Origin of the sequence: Thermus parvatiensis (genome assembly GCF_001535545.1) — a bacterium.
Classification (GTDB): Bacteria; Deinococcota; Deinococci; order Deinococcales; family Thermaceae; genus Thermus; species Thermus parvatiensis.
Window position 1 is genome coordinate 1,256,374 of the sequence record NZ_CP014141.1, and the last position, 15,634, is coordinate 1,272,007.

Here is a 15,634-nt window from a genome sequence, read left to right on the forward strand (position 1 = left end):
ATGGAGGGCATGAAGGGCGCCGTCCTCATCACGGGAGCGAGCCGCGGCATCGGCGAGGCCACCGCCCGCCTCCTCCACGCCAAGGGGTACCGGGTGGGCCTCATGGCCCGGGACGAAAAGAGGCTCCAGGCCCTCGCCGCCGAGCTGGAGGGGGCCCTACCCCTTCCCGGGGACGTCCGGGAGGAGGGGGACTGGGCCCGGGCCGTGGCCGCCATGGAGGAGGCCTTCGGGGAGCTTAGCGCCCTGGTGAACAACGCCGGGGTCGGGGTGATGAAGCCCGTCCACGAGCTCACCCTGGAGGAGTGGCGGCTCGTGCTGGACACCAACCTCACGGGGGCCTTCCTCGGCATCCGCCACGCCGTCCCCGCCCTCCTGCGCCGCGGCGGCGGTACCATCGTCAACGTGGGGAGCCTCGCGGGGAAGAACCCCTTCAAGGGCGGGGCCGCCTACAACGCCAGCAAGTTCGGCCTTTTGGGCCTCGCCGGGGCCGCCATGCTGGACCTCCGGGAAGCGAACATCCGGGTGGTGAACGTCCTCCCGGGCTCCGTGGACACCGGCTTCGCCGGGAACACCCCAGGCCAGGCCTGGAAGCTAAGGCCCGAGGACGTGGCCCAAGCGGTCCTCTTCGCCCTGGAGATGCCCGGGCACGCCATGGTGAGCGAGATTGAGCTCCGGCCCACCCGGCCCCCGTCCGGCCCGCGGTAAGGTGGAGGCATGGTGCCGCCCAAGCTCAAGCAGGCCCTGGAGCTTTTCAAAAGCCTTCCCAAGGAGCTCCGCTCCCAGGTGCTCCTGGAGTACGCGGCCAAGGTCCCCCCGCCCCCGCCCGGGGTGGAGCTGGAGAGGGTCCACGAGTGCCAAACGCCCTTCTTCGTTCACGCCGACGTGGAGGGGGGGAAGGTGCGCCTTTACTTTCACGTCCCCGATGAGGCCCCCACGGTCAAGGCCTTCGCCGGCCTCCTCCGAGAGGGCCTCGAGGGGGAAAGCCCTGAGGCCGTCCTCGAGGTGCCCCCGGGCTTCTACCGGGGCTACGGCCTGGAGGAGTTCTTCACCCCTTTGCGCCTGCGGGGCCTGGAGGCAGCCCTCCTCCGGCTCCAAGCCCAAGTGCGCAAGGCCTTGACCTCCTAAGCCGGAAAGGCTACACTTGGGGCTAACCGCGCCGGGGCGCGGCGAAAACCAGCCCGTTCTCTTATCCAGAGCGGTGGAGGGTACGGCCCTGTGAAGCCGCGGCAACCTCCCGCCCCTTCCGTTTCATGGCCGGATGCGGGCGGGGCTGGTGCCAACGCCGGCCCGGGTGGGGGAAACGCCCGGGGACGATAAGAGAGGGGGGTAAGCGCCACGCCCAACCCCTTCTTGGCGAGAGAACGGACGCCGGGAAGGGGCTTTTTTTGGCCCCTTCAAGGTTACGCCCCTGCGTGACCCAAATGCCCCTGGCCGGGACTTTGGAAAGGAGGCCAAGGATGAGGTTTGAGACCCTCCAGCTCCACGCCGGTTACGAGCCCGAACCCACCACCCTAAGCCGCCAGGTCCCCATCTACCCCACCACGAGCTACGTCTTCAAAAGCCCCGAGCACGCCGCCAACCTCTTCGCCCTAAGGGAGTTCGGGAACATCTACTCCCGCATCATGAACCCCACGGTGGACGTGCTGGAAAAGCGCCTGGCGGCCCTGGAGGGGGCAAGGCGGCCCTGGCCACCGCAAGCGGCCACGCCGCCCAGTTCCTGGCCCTCACCACCTTGGCCCAGGCGGGGGACAACATCGTCTCCACCCCTAACCTCTACGGGGGCACCTTCAACCAGTTCAAGGTGACCCTGAAAAGGCTGGGCATTGAGGTGCGCTTCACCTCCCGGGAGGAGGCCCCTGAGGAGTTCTTGGCCCTAACCGACGAGAGGACCCGGGCTTGGTGGGTGGAGTCCATCGGGAACCCGGCCCTCAACATCCCCGACCTCGAGGCCCTGGCCCAGGCCGCCCGGGAAAAGGGGGTGGCCCTCATTGTGGACAACACCTTCGGCATGGGGGGCTACCTCCTGAGGCCCCTGGCGTGGGGGGCGGCTTTGGTCACCCACTCCCTCACCAAGTGGGTGGGGGGGCACGGGGCGGTAATCGCCGGAGGCCTGGTGGACGGGGGGAACTTCCCCTGGGAAAATGGCCGCTACCCCCTCCTCACCGAGCCCCAGCCCGGCTACCACGGCCTGAGGCTCACCGAGGCCTTCGGGGAGCTCGCCTTCATCGTCAAGGCCCGGGTGGACGGCCTCCGCGACCAGGGGCAGGCCCTGGGGCCCTTTGAGGCTTGGGTGGTCCTCCTCGGCATGGAGACCCTCTCCCTAAGGGCCGAGCGCCACGTGGAAAACACCCTCCACCTCGCCCACTGGCTTCTGGAACAGCCCCAGGTGGCCTGGGTAAACTACCCGGGGCTTCCCCACCACCCCCACCACGACCGCGCCCAAAAGTACTTCAAGGGGAAGCCCGGGGCCGTCCTCACCTTCGGCCTTAAGGGTGGGTACGAGGCAGCGAAGCGCTTCATCTCCCGGCTCAAGCTCATCTCCCATCTGGCGAACGTGGGGGACACCCGCACCCTCGCCATCCACCCGGCCTCCACCACCCATTCCCAGCTCTCCCCCGAGGAGCAGGCCCAGGCCGGGGTTTCGCCGGAGATGGTGCGGCTTAGCGTGGGCCTGGAGCACGTGGAAGACCTAAAGGCCGAGCTCAAGGAGGCGTTGGCATGAGCGAGATCGCCCTCGAGGCCTGGGGGGAGCACGAGGCCCTTCTCCTCAAACCTCCCCGCTCCCCCCTCTCCATCCCCCCGCCCAAGCCCCGCACCGCCGTCCTCTTCCCCCGGCGGGAGGGGTTTTACACGGAGCTCGGCGGGTACCTCCCCGAGGTGCGCCTCCGCTTTGAGACCTACGGGCGGCTTTCCCGCAGGCGGGATAACGCCGTCCTCGTCTTCCACGCCCTCACGGGAAGCGCCCACCTGGCAGGCACCTACGACGAGGAAACCTTTAAAAGCCTCTCCCCCCTGGAAAAGGCCTTCGGGAAGGAGGGGTGGTGGGATAGCCTCGTGGGCCCCGGGCGGATCCTGGACCCCGCCCTCTACTACGTGGTCTCCGCTAACCACCTGGGAAGCTGCTACGGCTCCACCGGTCCCCTTTCCCTAGACCCCCGCACGGGCAGGCCCTACGGCCGGGACTTCCCGCCCCTCACCATCCGCGACCTGGCCCGGGCCCAGGCGAGGCTTTTGGACCACCTGGGGGTGGAAAGGGCCACCGTCATCGGGGGAAGCCTCGGGGGGATGGTGGCCCTGGAGTTCGCCCTCATGTACCCGGAGAGGGTCAAGAAGCTCGTGGTCCTGGCTGCCCCCGCCCGGCACGGGCCTTGGGCCAGGGCCTTCAACCACCTGGCCCGCCAGGCCATCCTGCAAGACCCGGAGTACCAAAAGGGAAACCCCGCCCCCAAGGGGCTGGCCCTCGCCCGGGGGATCGCCATGATGAGCTACCGGGCCCCCGAGGGGTTTGAGGCCCGCTGGGGCGCGGAGCCCGAGCTTGGGGAAACCTACCTGGACTACCAGGGGGAGAAGTTCCTAAAGCGCTTCCACGCGGAAAGCTACCTGGTCCTCTCCCGGGCCATGGACACCCACGACGTGGGCCGGGGCCGGGGCGGGGTGGAGGAGGCCCTCAAGCGGCTCCGGGGGATCCCTTCCCTCTTCGTAGGGATTGACACCGACCTCCTCTACCCCGCCTGGGAGGTGCGCCAGGCGGCCCGGCTGGCGGGGGCCCGCTACCGGGAGATCAAAAGCCCCCACGGGCACGATGCCTTCCTCATTGAGACGGACCAGGTGGAGGAGATCCTGGACGCCTTCCTCCCGTAGACTGGGGCCGTGGCGGAGATCCGCGTGGGCACGGCCAGCTGGACCGACCCTACCCTTCTCGCCTCCGGCTGGTACCCCCCCGAGGTGAAAAACCACCCGGAAAAGCGCCTCCGCTACTACGCAAAGCACTTTGACACCGTGGAGGTGGACAGCACCTACTACGCCCTCCCCCGCCCCGAGGTGGCACAGAAGTGGGCGGAGAGGACCCCGGAAGGCTTCCTCTTCAACGTCAAAGCCTACTCCGCCCTTACCGGGCACGGGCTGGAGGCTGGCGCCCTCCCCAAGGACCTCAAGGCCCTCCTCCCCAAGGCGGAGGGCCACCTCCCCCAGCGGGAGGTCCCCAAGGAGGTGGTGGAGGAGGCCTGGCGGCGCTTCCTGGAAGGAGTGGCCCCCCTGAAGGAAGCCGGCAAGCTCGGCTACCTCCACTTCGGCCTCCCCCCTGGGCCGGGCCCACGCCCCGAAACCTCCGGTACCTGGAGCGCCTGGCGGAGCGGGCCGAAGGCCACCTCGTGGCCGTGGAGTTCCGCAACCCCAGGTGGTACGCCGCCTGGGACCGGGTGAAGCCCCTGCTCCAAACCCTCGGGCTCGTCCACGTGAGCGTGGACGCCCCGCCCCACCCCGAGGCCCCGCCCAGGGTCTTGGAGCCCACCCGGGAGGTGGCCGTTCTCCGCTGCCACGGGAGGAACGCCGAGGCCTGGAAGGGCCCCCACACGAAGCCCTACGAGCGCTTCAACTGGCGCTACTCCGAGGAGGAGCTTTTGGACCTGGCCGAGGCCACCCGCACCCTGGCGGAAAGGGCCGAACGGGTCTTCGTCATCTTCAACAACAACTACGGCACCCAGGGGGTGGAGGCCGCTTTGGGACTCAAGCGCCTTCTGGGTCTTGGGAAGCCTCCCTGGACCGAAGGGCCGTTTTATTAGGCCGAGTCCAGGACATTTGTCCCCTGGACCGCCGCTTAGACTCCTCTTTGTATGGAGCTGGGTTTGCTTTTGGAAAGAGGAGGCCTTTCCAGGGAGAACGATCCTTTTATCTGGGATCCAATCAAGGAGAGTTTAGAAGGGGCCTGCAAGCGGCTTCTCGCCCTTTACGACCGCGTCCTTCTTTTGATGACCCGACCCCCCTTCGGCGCCCACCTGGCCCTGGCGGAAGCCCTTCGGGAACGGTACCCAGGACGCCTCCTCCTCCACGCCACCCCCCTCTTCGGCCCGGGCCTCCAGGCCCTGCACGAACGGGCCGAGGAGCTCCTCGGCAAGGCGGAGCCGGAGGACGTGCTCGCCGAGCTACGGCGAATGGAACGGGAAGGCCGCCTATACCTGGCCTCCGCCGACCCCGAGGCCCTAGGACGCCAAGGCTGGCTTCCCCCGGGAGGAAAGTTGGTCATGCGCCTGGGTTTCCACGCCCTCTTCGCCCTAGAGGGCGAGCACCTCCGCCTACCCCCCTTGCCCGTGCCGGAAGGCCAGGTTCCCGCCGCCTTCGCGGAGTTCTGGGGGCGGGCTTTCGCCGGAAGACCCGTCCGGGCCTACCTCAACCTGGGCAAGGCCGCACCCCCCTCCTGGCGAAGGGCCTTGGAGGAAGGGCTCAAGGCCCACCTTGCCCTGCAGAAGGCGCGCCTCTCTCCCATGCCCCGGGACCTACAGGAACGGATCGGGGCGAAGAGCCTCCTGGGGTTTGCCTATCCGCTTTAGGGAAGGAGGTCCAAAAGCCCCCCGTAGAGGGTGAAGGCCTTGAGCTCGTCCACCTCCTCCCCGTTCCACACGAAGGCCACGCAGTAGCGGTTGTCGCCGCGGGAAAGGCTGTGGACCAGGCTCAGCACCCCGGGCCTCGAGCCCCCCTTGTAGGCCACCCGGTCCCAGCCGAAGGCGGCCACCCCGGGGTTGATGCCCATGAGGGGAAGGTCCGCCACCTTCGCCATCCAGCGGCAAAGCTCCCTCGGGGTAAAGCGCCAGTCCGCCTCGGGCGGCCAGTCTCCAGGGTCTAAGGGCAGGTCCGTCACCGAGGGGAGGCCTCGGGCCCTCAGGGCCTCCAGGGCCTGGCGCTTGGCCTCCAGGTCCCCGTCGCGGAAGGCCGCCAAGAGGTCCCGGTTTCCCCGGGCGGCGAGGCCGAAGGCCTCCCTGGTGGTGAGGAAGGGGCGGTTGCGGGGGGAGAGGGCCTCGAGGCGCTCCCGCCCGAGGAGGGCGATGAGGGCGTCCGTGGCGGTGTTGTCGGAGAGGGAGATCATGAGGGCCGCCAGGGTGTGGAGGGTCAAGGGGCTTCCTTCCGGCCAACTCTGGAGCAAACCGGAAGGTAGGCTCTTCCACGCCTCCTCCAGGCGGACCACCTCGTCCCACGCCCGCCTCCCCGCCTCCACCTCCTCGCGCAAGGCGGCGAGGACCAGAAGCTTGAAGGCCGAGGCCACGGCCAAAGGCGTGTCCTCCTCCAGGGCCAAGACGGGCCTCCCGTCCCGCTCCACCCATAGCCCCACCCGCCCCGGGAGGGCCCGGAAGGCCTCCAGGGCCTCCTCGAGGCTTCCCAGCTTGGCTATGGGGGGCTCAAAGAAGAGGCCCGCGATGCGCCCTTCCCGGTCCAGGCTGATGCGGGCGGGCACGTACCCCCGCTCAAGCTCCAAGAGGTACCTCTCCGGATCCAGGGGCTGCACCCCTTTGAGCTCTCCCAGATTGGCCTTCAGCTGGGCCACGATGGCCGCCACCTGGGCCGCGGGCACCTGGGCGAGGAAGCCCGGAGCAAAGGCCTCCTCGCGGACCTCCTCCGTAAAGAGGCGGAGGAGCACCTCCGCCCCCCGTTCCAGCCCCCCCATGGGATCCCCAAGCCCCTCCGCCCCGCCGAGCCCGCCCAGGAGGGCGAGAAGCCCCAAGAAAACCCTCTTTGCCTTCATGGCTCCATACTACCACGCCAGGGCGAGCCCCTCGGCCCGGGGGTCGCTCGCCCCCACGAGGGCCTCCCCCAGGCGGAAGACCGCCTGCCCCCGGCCGAAAAGCCCGTACTCCGCCTCGTAGCGCACCCGGTGCCCCAGGTCCTTGAGGAAGAGGGCCGTGGCCTGGGGGATGCCAGGCTCAAGAAGCACCTCGTCCCCCGGCACCACCTGCCAGCGGGGCCGGTCCAGGGCCGCCTGGGGGTTCAGGCCAAAGTCCGCCAGGGCCACCACCACCTGGACGTGCCCCTGGGGCTGCATGAACCCCCCCATGACCCCGAAGGGCCCAAGGGGCTTTCCTTCCCTCGTGAGAAAGCCCGGGATGATAGTGTGGAAGGGCCTCTTTCCCGGCCCCACCCGGTTCGGGTGGCCTTCCTCCAGGGAAAACCCCAGGCCCCGGTTCTGCAGGGCGATCCCCGTCCCCGGCACCAAGACCCCGGAGCCAAACCCCTGGTAGTTGGACTGGATGAGGGAGACCATGAGCTCCCCGTCCGCCGCCGCCAGGTAGACCGTCCCCTCAGGCCTTAGCCCGGGAAGGACCCGGGGAAGGGCCTTTTCCCCGATAAGCCTCCTCCTTTCCGCCGCGTAGGCCTTGGAGAGGAAGGCCTTGGGGTCAAGCTCCATGTGGCGGGGGTCGGCCACGAAGCGGTAGGTGTCCGCCAAGGCAAGGCGCATGGCCTCAATCTGGACGTGGTAGCTAACGGGGTCCTCCGGCCTCAGGTCAAAGCCCTCCAAAAGGTTCAGGGCGAGGAGGACCGCCACCCCCTGGCCGTTTGGGGGGAGCTCCCAGACGGTGAGCCCCTTGTACTCCGTGGAAAGGGGCGTCACCCACTCCGGGGCGTGGGCCTTAAGGTCCTCGAGGGTGATGAGCCCCCGGTGTCCCCGCTGAAGCGGGCCAGGGCCTCGGCCAAAGCCCCCCGGTAGAGGCTTTCCCCGTGGGTCTCGGCGATCTCCCTAAGGGTCTTGGCGTGGAGGGGGCTCCGCCACACCTCCCCCGCCCTTGGGGCCCTCCCCCGGGGAAAAACACCTCCTGGAAGGCCTTAAACTCCGGCCCCTCTAGGGGCAGGAAGACGCCCTCCGCCCGCCGCCAGCTCCTCGCCGTCTCCGGCCCCACGGGAAAGCCCTCCTCGGCGTAGCGGATGGCGGGGGCGAGGACCTCGGCGAAGGGAAGCCTGCCCCAGCGCTCGTGGAGGGCCCGCCAGCCCGAGACCGCCCCCGGCACGGTCACGGGAAGCCAGCCCCGCTCCGGCATCCTCCCGGGAAGCCTCTCCGGGGTAAGGGCCATGGGGCTTTTCCCGGAGGCGTTCAGGCCGTGGAGGGCCCCGTCCCACACCAGGGCGAACAGGTCCCCCCGATCCCGTTGGAGGTGGGCTCCACCACGGTGAGGCAGGCGGCCATGGCGATGGCGGCGTCCACGGCGCTTCCCCCTTTTGAAGCATCTCCATCCCCGCGAGGGCCGCCAAGGGCTGGCTCGTGGCCACCGCGCCCCGCCCCCCGAGGACCACGTGGCGGCGGGAGGGGTAGGGGTAATGGGTGAGGTCCATGCTCCCATGCTACCTTTAGGGGGATGGCAAGGCCGCCCCTCACCGAGGCCCAGGAGGATTACCTAAAGCACCTCTTTCTTCTGGAGGAGGCCCTCGGGGGGCCCGTCCCCACGCAGGCCCTGGCGGAGCGCCTTTCGGTCAAGCCCCCCTCCGTGACGGAGATGCTGAAAAAGCTCAAGGCCCTGGGCCTCCTGGAGCACGAGCCCTACCGGGGGGCCCGGCTGACGGAGCGGGGAAGGAGGGTGGCCCTCGAGGTCCTGCGCCACCACCGCCTCCTCGAGGCCTACCTCCACCAGGCCCTGGGCTACGGCTGGGAGGAGGTCCACCAGGAGGCGGAAAGGCTGGAGCACGTGATCAGCGAGGACCTGGAAGAGAGGATCGCCGAATACCTGGGCCACCCCCCTTTTGACCCTCACGGGGACCCCATCCCCACCAAGGACCTGACCCTTCCCTCCTCCAAGGCCCTCCCCCTCACCGAGGCCCCCCTGGGGCGGGCCCGGGTGGCCCGCGCCCTGGCCCAGGACCGGGGCACCCTGAACCTCCTCGCCCGGCTCGGCCTGGTGCCGGGAAAGCCCCTCCGGATCCTGGAGAAGGGAGAGGGGGTGCGGGTGGAGGTGGAGGGGGAGGTCTACCTCCTGCCCCAAACCCTCGCCCAGGCGGTGGGGGTGGAGCCTTTAGGCTAGGGGCATGCGCCTCGTGGACCTGAGGAGCGACACCCTCACCCGCCCCACCCCCGCCATGCGCAAAGCCATGGCGGAGGCGGAGGTGGGGGACGACGTCTACAGCGAGGACCCCACGGTGAACCGCCTCGAGGCCCTGGCGGCGGAAAGGCTCGGGTTTGAGCGGGCCCTCTTCCTGCCCTCGAGCACCATGGCCAACCAGGTGGCCCTCCTCCTCCACCTGCGGCGGGGGGCCGAGGTCTTGGCCCCCGAGGGAGCCCACCTCTACGAGTACGAGCTCGGTGCCCCGGCCCTCCTCGCCGGGGCCCTGGTCCGCCCCGTGCCCGCCCCAGGGGGGAGGCCGGACCTGAAGGCCCTGGAGGAGGCCCTAAGGCGGGGCCCCTTCCAGGCCCCCATCGGGCTACTCGCCCTGGAGAACACCCACAACCTGGCCGGGGGGCGGGTGGTGCCCCTGGAGGTCCAAAGGCGGGTCCAAGACCTGGCCCGCGCCCGGGGCCTCCCCACCCACCTGGACGGGGCCCGCCTCCACAACGCCGCCACCTTTTGGGGGTGGAACCCTCCCGACTGGTCCAGGGGTTCACCACGGCCATGGTTTCCTTGTCCAAGGGCCTGGGGGCCCCGGTGGGAAGCCTCCTTCTCTTGCCCAAAGACCTCCTCCCTGAGGCCCGGCGCTACCGGAAGCTCCTGGGGGGCGGGTGGCGGCAGGCGGGGGTCTTGGCCGCGGCAGGGATCCTGGCCCTGGAGGAAGGCCCCAAGCACCTCCGGCGCGACCACGAGATGGCCCGCGCCCTGGCGGAGGGGCTTTTTCGCCTGGGGCTCGCCGTGGACCTGGGGGCGGTGGAGACCAACATGGTCTACCTGGAGGTGGAAGACCCCGAGGGTTTTCTCCAGGGGCTAAGGACCCGGGGGGTGCTCGCGGGGGCCGTGGGGGGAAGGGTGCGGTTCGTGACTTACCGGGACCTCAGGGACGAGGACATCCCCCTCGCCCTGGAGAGGATCCAAAACCTCCTTCACTCCAGGCCCAGGTAGACCAGGGTGCGGAAGGCGTGCTGGAGCCTGGCCCCAAGCCGGGAGTGGAGGGCCTTTTCCGGCTCCAGGACGGAAAGGAGGTTCGGGGCCTGGGCGAGGTAGAGGGCGGTGATCTCCTGGAAGGGGTCCACGAAGAAGAAGGTCCCGCCAAAGCCCGCCCAGGTCCACTCCCCCAGAGAGGCCGGGGAGTAGCCCATGGGCTCCACCCGCACCGCCACCCCGAGGCCGAAGCTGTACCCGGGTCCGGGAAGGTACTCGGGCCCCCGCTTGAGGGCCTCGGGGTAGAGGCTTCCCAGGTGGTCCTGAACCATGAAGCCCGCCATGGTGGAGGAGAGGACACCCCGCCCCAGGCGGAGGGCCTCGAGGAAGGCGAGGTAGTCCGCCGCGGTGCTCACGCCCCCCATCCCCCCGGCGTAGCGGGGCGGGGGGGTTTCCACCGGGAGGAGGCGGAGGCTGCGGCCCGTCTCCGGATCCTTGGGGAAGGGCTGGGCCAGCCGGGCGGGGTCCTTGGCCTGGAAGCCCGAGTCCTTCATGCCCAGGGGGCGGAAAAGCCTTTCCTCCAAAAGCGCCGCCAGGCTCCGCCCCGCCAAAGCCTCCAGGAGGTGGCCGAGGAGGTCGGTGGCGAGGCCGTATTCAAAGGTTTCCCCAGGCTGGAAGCGCAAAGGAAGGGCGGTGAGGCGCTCCAAAAAGGCTTCCCGGCTCAGGTCAAAGCGGTCCACCCCGGCCTCGAGGTAAAGCCCCTTCACCGGGGAGCGGAAGAAGACCCCGTAGGTGAGCCCCGCGGTGTGGCGGAGGAGGTCGTAGACGGTGAGGGGGCGCTTCAGAGGCTCGTAGACGATCCCCTCCCCCACCTCCCGCCCCACCCGGAGCCCGGAAAACTCCGGCAGGTACTTCTCCACGGGGTCCAAAAGGGAAAGGGTTCCCTCCTCCACGAAGCTCAGGGCCAGGGCGGAGACCCAGGGCTTGGTCATGGAGTAGAGGCGGAAGAGGGCGTCCTCCCGCATGGGAAGCCCCCGCCCCGGGTCCAGGTACCCGTAGACCCCCTGGAAAACCACCTCCCCACCCCGGGCCACGAGGACCACGGCCCCGGGGAGGAGGCCCTCCTCCACCAGGCGCCGGAAGTAGGCGTCAAGCCTCCTTAGGTTCATCACCACCCCTCAGGAACGGGCCTCTTCGGGCTCAGGAGGAGCCAGAGGGCGAGGAGGAGAAGCGCCAAGGGCAGAAGCCACTTCACGAAGAAGCCTAAAAGGCCGAGGACGGCCCCCAAAAGGGCGAGGAAGAGGCCCACGGGGAGGGCCAAGGCGGCGAGGAGGAGGACCAGGGGAAGGGCGAAAAGGGCGAGGATGAGGGCCACAACGGGGCTCAGGAGGAACCAGGCGAGGACGAGCCCCACAAGGAGGAGGAACCAGCCTAGGACCCGCATGCCCCAAGCCTACACCCTCTTCCGCCTCCCGCACCATGGTTGATGCCCGAACGAAGGCGAGGCCTTTTCGGGGCCCCCATGCGGGCTTGGGCCCGCATGGGGTGCTCTTAGGCCGGGGCCGCCCCGATGGTCCTCCCCCCGTCCACGAAGAGGACCTGGCCGGTGATGAAGCTAGACTCGTCGGAGACTAAAAAGAGGGCGGCGTAGGCCACCTCCAAAGGCTTCCCCGCCCGGCCCAAGGGGGTGGCGGCGATGGCCTTCTCCCGCACCTTCTCCGGCACCTTGGCCGTCATCCGCGTCTCAATGAACCCCGGGGCCAGGGCGTTCACCCGGATCCCCCACCGCCCAAGCTCCAGGGCCAAGGTCCGGGTAAGCCCCACCACCCCCGCCTTGGAGGCGGCGTAGTTCGCCTGCCCCAGGTTCCCCAGGTAGACCCGGCTCGCGGTGAGGACGATGCTCCCAGGGTTTTTCTCCCGCATGGCCTCGCTGGCCGCCTTGGCCACCAGGAAGCTCCCCGTGAGGTTCACCCTGAGCACCACCTCCCAGTCCTCCAGGGGCATCTTCCAGTGGAAGTTGTCCCGGGTGATCCCGGCGTAGTGCACCACCCCGTCCAGCCGGCCAAAGGCCTTCAGGGCCCTCTGGAAACCCTCCTCCACCGAAGGGGGGTTGGCCACATCCATGGGGATGGCCAGGGCCCCCGTGGCCTCCGCCGCCTCCCTTAAGGGGCCTTCCTCCACGTCGCAGGCCACGAGCCTCGCCCCTTCCCTGGCGAAGAGCTCCAGCGTGGCCCGGCCGATGCCGTGGGCCGCCCCCGTGATGAGCACCGCCTTGTCCTTGAGCCGCATCCCGCACCTCCAGACGACCAACCGGTCGGTAAGCCCACCCTACTCCCGGCCCCGGGGCCCCGTCAAGGGCCAGGCGTAGTAGGGGGTCTCCACGAACTCGGGGGGGCCTCCCAGGTAGACCCGAAGCCCGGGCAGGACCAGGGTCTCCCCCTCCCACTCAAAGGCCAGGGGGTCCACCTCCAGGGGGTAGTGGAGGACGGCCTCCCTGGGGAGGCCAAGCCTCAGCCACTCGGGCGGGGAGACCCGCCCCACCAGGAGGTAGCGGGCCCGCCGCGGCCCCCCCTCGGTGTAGAAGAGGACTTCTTCCCCCAGGTCCAGGAGGAAGGCCCGCCGCCTCACGAAGAGCCTGGCCCTATGGGTCCAGGTAGACATGGGGCCTCTCCCCCAGGCGGACGACCCGGACCCCCGCCCCGTAGAGCCGGGCGAGGAGGGGTTCCTGCAAGACCGCTTCAGGCCCCCCCTCCGCCACCACCCTTCCCCCTTCCAGCACCGCCACCCGGTGGGCGAGGGCCGCCTGGTTGGGGTCGTGGAGGACGGAAAGCACCCCAAGGCCCATCCCGGCAAGCCGCCGCAAAAGCCCCACCACCACCCCCTGGTGCGCCAGGTCCAAGAAGGTGGTAGGCTCGTCCAAGAGGAGGTACCTAGGCCTTCCCGCCAGGGCCCGGGCCAGAAGGACCCGTTGCCGCTCTCCGCCCGAGAGGGTGCCGAGGAGCCTTCCCCGAAAAGCGGAGGCCCCGGTGACCTCGAGGGCCCAGTCCACCGCCTCCCGGTCCTCCCCCCCCTCCCGCCCCCAAAGCCCGAGGTGGGGAAGCCTCCCCAGGCGCACCACCTCCTCCACCAAAAGCCCCTCGGGGTAGGGGCCGTTTTGGGGGAGGTAGGCGAGGAGGCGGCCCCGCTCGTAACTGCCGTAGGCCCTAAGGGGCCTTTCCTCCAAAAGCACCTCCCCCCGCCTGGGCCTAAGGAGGCCCGCCATCACCCTTAGGAGGGTGGTCTTCCCCGAGCCGTTGGGCCCGAGGAGGGCGAGCCACTCCCCGGGGCGCAAAAGGAGATCCACGCCCTTCAGGGCGAAGGGCCCCACGATCCCCCTGGCCTCAAGCCCGCCCACGGCGCCTCCACATGAGGTAGAGGAAGAAGGGCCCCCCGAGGAGGGTGGTGACCACGCCCACGGGAAGCTCGGCGGGCCGGGCCAGGGTGCGGGCGAGGAGGTCGGCCAGGGCGAGGAGCGCCCCGCCCCCCAAGGCGCTGGCCGGGAGGAGGAGGCGGTAGTCCTCCCCCAGGAGGCGGCGGAGAAGGTGGGGGGTCACCAGGCCCACGAAGCCGATGATCCCCGCCTGGGCCACGGCGGAGGCGGTGAGGAGGCTCGCCGCCCCGAGGAGGAGGAGCTTCAGGGCCTCGAGGGGAAGCCCCAGGCTTTTCGCCGTCTCCTCTCCGAGCCCCAGGGCGTTCAGCACCCGGCCCAGGAAGAGGAGGGGGGGAAGGCCAGGGCAAAGAAGAGGGCGAGGACCCGCACCCCCTCCCACCCGGCGAAGGCCAGGTTGCCCAGGGTGTAGGCGAAGACCGCCCGCACCCGGTCGGCATCCTGCATCATCAGGTAGGTGGTGAGCCCGGTGAGGACGCTCCCCACCACCACCCCAGCCAGCACGAGCTCCCCGGTGCGGGCCACCCCCCCGCCAGGACGAGGGTGAGGAGGGTGGCGAAAAGGGCCCCCACGAAGCCGAAGAAGGTGGCGGAGAGGGGGAGGTGCTGGAAGACGGCGTGCTGGGCGAAGGCCGGGGAGAGCCCCCCCAAGAGGCTTGCGAAGAGGGTCACGGCGAAGGCCGCCCCCGAGGCGGAGCCCATGAGGTAGGGGTCGGCCAGGGGATTGCGGAAAAGCCCCTGGAAGGCGGCCCCCGAGACCCCCAAGGCCGCCCCCACCAGGACCCCGGCCAGGACCCGGGGGAGCCTAAGCTCGGTGACGATGGGGTTCTCCTCCAGGCCCAGGAGGGCCCGGACCACCCCTTCCGGAGGCACGGCCACGGCGCCAAGCCCCACCCCCAGGACCACGGCCCCAAGGAGGAGGGCCACAAGCCAGAGGAAGACGAGGCCCCGGGCGAGGGCGGGGGGCAGGGCGCGGGTCATCGCCCGTGGAAGCAGTCCACCAAAAGCCTAAGCCCCTGGGCCACCCGGGGACCGGGGCGGGAGAGGAGGCTGTCCTCACCCCCGGTGTAGACGCAGATCCGGCCCGTGCGCACCGCCTGGATGCGGCTCCAGCCGGGGCGGGAGCGGATGGTCTCCAGGGCGTTCGGGTAGGTGGCCACGATGACCTCGGGGTCCTTCTCCACCACGAACTCGGGGCTGATCTTGGGGAAGAGGCCGAGCTCCTTGGGCACGATGTTCACCCCCCGGGCCTTACTTATGAGGACGCCGATGAAGCTCTCGGGGCCCACGGTGTAGGGGGTGGGGTCAATCTCGTAGTAGACCCGGGGGCGAGACCTGGCTTTGGCCGCCCGGGCCTCCTCCTGGTAGACCTCCTTCTGGATCTGGGCCACGAGCCGCTCGGCCTCGGCCTCGAGGCCGAGAAGCCTCCCCAAGGTGCGGACGGTGCGGAAGATGTCCTCGTAGGTCTCGGTGCGCACGGCGTACACGGTAAGCCCCGCCCGCTCCAGGGTTTCATAAAGGCGGCCGTACTTGGACACCAGCACCAGGTCAGGCTTCAGGGAAACAATCAGCTCCGGGTTGGGGTTGTAAAGCCCCCCGGCCTTGGGCAGGCGCTTCACCGCCTCGGGCCAGTCGGAGTAGTCGTCGGTGGCCACGATGCGGTCGCAGGCCCCCAGGGCGCAGACCGTTTCCGTCACCGAGGGCAACATGGTGACGATCCGCTTGGGCGGGGCCTTAACGGTGACCGTGCGCCCCAGGTCGTCGGTGAGGGTGAAGGGAAAGGCCAAAGCCAGCGCCCAGAGAACCGAAAGGAATGCCAGGATCTTCCGCATGCCTACCTCCCTAAGGCCGCTAGGGCCAGGCCCGGGGGAGGTAGGGAAACGCCCCTGCCGGAGGGCGGCAGGGGCGTAAAAGGCCTTTTAGCCCCCATCGCTCCCCCCATCCGCGTGAGGTGCCCGCCCATGGGGTCTGGCGGGCGGCCCTGGCAGGCATTCGGGCTTCCGGTCTGCGAAGCGGGGCACGACGACGGACCGGTTACCGTTGCGGGACAGCGCCGGACTTGCACCGGACTTCCCCACTTTAAGCCTGGACTACGCGCCCAGGCACCAGGGCTACGGGACCTGGCTTTTCGGCCCTAGCGGGCCTCGCCTTCCAGGCTAGGGCAAACCCCCTCCCCGCGCAACCCCGAGGTACCCTTGACTTTGCCC

12 protein-coding genes, 5 pseudogenes and 2 riboswitches are annotated in these 15,634 nt (G+C 69.7%); of the genes and pseudogenes, 8 read left to right on the top strand and 9 right to left on the bottom strand.

Annotated elements, in window-relative coordinates; genetic code table 11:
- The 6 genes and pseudogenes from AV541_RS06905 to AV541_RS06930 all read left to right on the top strand — a co-directional run bounded on the left by AV541_RS06905 (nucleotide 1) and on the right by AV541_RS06930 (nucleotide 5,546).
- A complete protein-coding gene (locus AV541_RS06905) occupies nucleotides 1-705 on the top strand; it encodes an SDR family oxidoreductase (protein ID WP_060384564.1) in 705 nt (234 codons plus the stop codon).
- A 9-nt stretch (nucleotides 706-714) separates the two neighbouring features.
- Nucleotides 715-1,125: a SufE family protein gene (locus AV541_RS06910; RefSeq protein ID WP_008632164.1), complete on the top strand. Its 411-nt coding sequence runs from the start codon at nucleotides 715-717 to the stop codon at nucleotides 1,123-1,125.
- A 58-nt stretch (nucleotides 1,126-1,183) separates the two neighbouring features.
- A riboswitch (SAM riboswitch) is annotated at nucleotides 1,184-1,320 on the top strand.
- A 137-nt stretch (nucleotides 1,321-1,457) separates the two neighbouring features.
- Nucleotides 1,458-2,722: pseudogene (locus AV541_RS06915) on the top strand (O-acetylhomoserine aminocarboxypropyltransferase/cysteine synthase family protein).
- Nucleotides 2,719-3,861, top strand: a complete 1,143-nt coding sequence (gene metX, locus AV541_RS06920) for a homoserine O-acetyltransferase MetX (protein ID WP_060384565.1) — start codon at nucleotides 2,719-2,721, stop codon at nucleotides 3,859-3,861. Before AV541_RS06915 ends, metX begins: the two are co-directional and overlap by 4 nt.
- A 9-nt stretch (nucleotides 3,862-3,870) precedes the next feature.
- Nucleotides 3,871-4,781: pseudogene (locus AV541_RS06925) on the top strand (DUF72 domain-containing protein).
- Between the two features lie 51 nt (nucleotides 4,782-4,832).
- Nucleotides 4,833-5,546 carry a hypothetical protein gene (locus AV541_RS06930; RefSeq protein WP_060384566.1) on the top strand — a complete coding sequence of 238 codons (714 nt, stop codon included), beginning with the start codon at nucleotides 4,833-4,835 and terminating at the stop codon, nucleotides 5,544-5,546.
- On the opposite strand, the gene AV541_RS06935 is transcribed toward AV541_RS06930, so the two are convergent.
- Together AV541_RS06935 and AV541_RS06940 are read right to left on the bottom strand one after the other, a co-directional pair.
- The gene (locus tag AV541_RS06935) at nucleotides 5,543-6,733 is read right to left on the bottom strand and encodes a serine hydrolase (protein ID WP_060384567.1); all 1,191 of its coding nucleotides are present in this window, start codon (nucleotides 6,731-6,733) and stop codon (nucleotides 5,543-5,545) included. The genes AV541_RS06930 and AV541_RS06935 overlap by 4 nt on opposite strands.
- Before the next feature lie 9 nt (nucleotides 6,734-6,742).
- A pseudogene (locus tag AV541_RS06940) lies at nucleotides 6,743-8,313 on the bottom strand (gamma-glutamyltransferase family protein).
- A gap of 23 nt (nucleotides 8,314-8,336) precedes the next feature.
- Here AV541_RS06940 and mntR point away from each other — a divergent pair.
- Complete coding sequence (gene mntR, locus AV541_RS06945; protein ID WP_008632159.1) at nucleotides 8,337-8,996, top strand: manganese-dependent transcriptional regulator MntR; 660 nt, start codon at nucleotides 8,337-8,339, stop codon at nucleotides 8,994-8,996.
- Between the two features lie 4 nt (nucleotides 8,997-9,000).
- Nucleotides 9,001-10,022 (top strand): annotated as a pseudogene (locus tag AV541_RS06950) (threonine aldolase family protein).
- Here the strand turns inward: AV541_RS06950 and AV541_RS06955 are convergent.
- From AV541_RS06955 to AV541_RS06985, 7 genes and pseudogenes are all read right to left on the bottom strand, one after another.
- Nucleotides 10,004-11,170: a serine hydrolase domain-containing protein gene (locus AV541_RS06955; RefSeq protein WP_060384568.1), complete on the bottom strand. Its 1,167-nt coding sequence runs from the start codon at nucleotides 11,168-11,170 to the stop codon at nucleotides 10,004-10,006. The pseudogene AV541_RS06950 and the gene AV541_RS06955 sit on opposite strands and share 19 nt — an antisense overlap.
- Entirely contained in the window at nucleotides 11,170-11,445 is a 276-nt protein-coding gene (locus AV541_RS06960; protein ID WP_008632157.1) for a hypothetical protein, read from the bottom strand. The genes AV541_RS06955 and AV541_RS06960 overlap by 1 nt, the downstream gene beginning before the upstream one ends.
- A gap of 107 nt (nucleotides 11,446-11,552) precedes the next feature.
- Nucleotides 11,553-12,290 (bottom strand): SDR family oxidoreductase, encoded by a 738-nt coding sequence (locus AV541_RS06965; RefSeq protein ID WP_060384569.1) that lies wholly within the window; start codon nucleotides 12,288-12,290, stop codon nucleotides 11,553-11,555.
- Nucleotides 12,291-12,329: 39 nt separating this feature from the next.
- Nucleotides 12,330-12,662 carry a hypothetical protein gene (locus AV541_RS06970; RefSeq protein WP_060384570.1) on the bottom strand — a complete coding sequence of 111 codons (333 nt, stop codon included), beginning with the start codon at nucleotides 12,660-12,662 and terminating at the stop codon, nucleotides 12,330-12,332.
- Nucleotides 12,643-13,395, bottom strand: coding sequence for an ABC transporter ATP-binding protein (locus tag AV541_RS06975; protein ID WP_060384571.1), 753 nt, complete (start codon nucleotides 13,393-13,395; stop codon nucleotides 12,643-12,645). Before AV541_RS06975 ends, AV541_RS06970 begins: the two co-directional genes overlap by 20 nt.
- Nucleotides 13,382-14,408, bottom strand: a pseudogene (locus tag AV541_RS06980) (FecCD family ABC transporter permease). The gene AV541_RS06975 and the pseudogene AV541_RS06980 overlap by 14 nt, the downstream one beginning before the upstream one ends.
- Nucleotides 14,405-15,259, bottom strand: a complete 855-nt coding sequence (locus tag AV541_RS06985) for an ABC transporter substrate-binding protein (protein ID WP_060384572.1) — start codon at nucleotides 15,257-15,259, stop codon at nucleotides 14,405-14,407. The pseudogene AV541_RS06980 and the gene AV541_RS06985 overlap by 4 nt, the downstream one beginning before the upstream one ends.
- A gap of 134 nt (nucleotides 15,260-15,393) precedes the next feature.
- A riboswitch (cobalamin riboswitch) is annotated at nucleotides 15,394-15,552 on the bottom strand.
- Nucleotides 15,553-15,634: the final 82 nt, after the last annotated feature.

Bases quoted from the DNA above. Each gene is read 5' to 3' on its own strand.
- AV541_RS06905 (WP_060384564.1), top strand. From the start codon at position 1: ATGGAGGGCATGAAGGGCGCCGTCCTCATCACGGGAGCGAGCCGCGGC.
- AV541_RS06910 (WP_008632164.1), top strand. From the start codon at position 715: ATGGTGCCGCCCAAGCTCAAGCAGGCCCTGGAGCTTTTCAAAAGCCTT.
- metX (WP_060384565.1), top strand. From the start codon at position 2,719: ATGAGCGAGATCGCCCTCGAGGCCTGGGGGGAGCACGAGGCCCTTCTC.
- AV541_RS06930 (WP_060384566.1), top strand. From the start codon at position 4,833: ATGGAGCTGGGTTTGCTTTTGGAAAGAGGAGGCCTTTCCAGGGAGAAC.
- AV541_RS06935 (WP_060384567.1), bottom strand. From the start codon at position 6,733: ATGAAGGCAAAGAGGGTTTTCTTGGGGCTTCTCGCCCTCCTGGGCGGG.
- mntR (WP_008632159.1), top strand. From the start codon at position 8,337: ATGGCAAGGCCGCCCCTCACCGAGGCCCAGGAGGATTACCTAAAGCAC.
- AV541_RS06955 (WP_060384568.1), bottom strand. From the start codon at position 11,170: ATGAACCTAAGGAGGCTTGACGCCTACTTCCGGCGCCTGGTGGAGGAG.
- AV541_RS06960 (WP_008632157.1), bottom strand. From the start codon at position 11,445: ATGCGGGTCCTAGGCTGGTTCCTCCTCCTTGTGGGGCTCGTCCTCGCC.
- AV541_RS06965 (WP_060384569.1), bottom strand. From the start codon at position 12,290: ATGCGGCTCAAGGACAAGGCGGTGCTCATCACGGGGGCGGCCCACGGC.
- AV541_RS06970 (WP_060384570.1), bottom strand. From the start codon at position 12,662: ATGTCTACCTGGACCCATAGGGCCAGGCTCTTCGTGAGGCGGCGGGCC.
- AV541_RS06985 (WP_060384572.1), bottom strand. From the start codon at position 15,259: ATGCGGAAGATCCTGGCATTCCTTTCGGTTCTCTGGGCGCTGGCTTTG.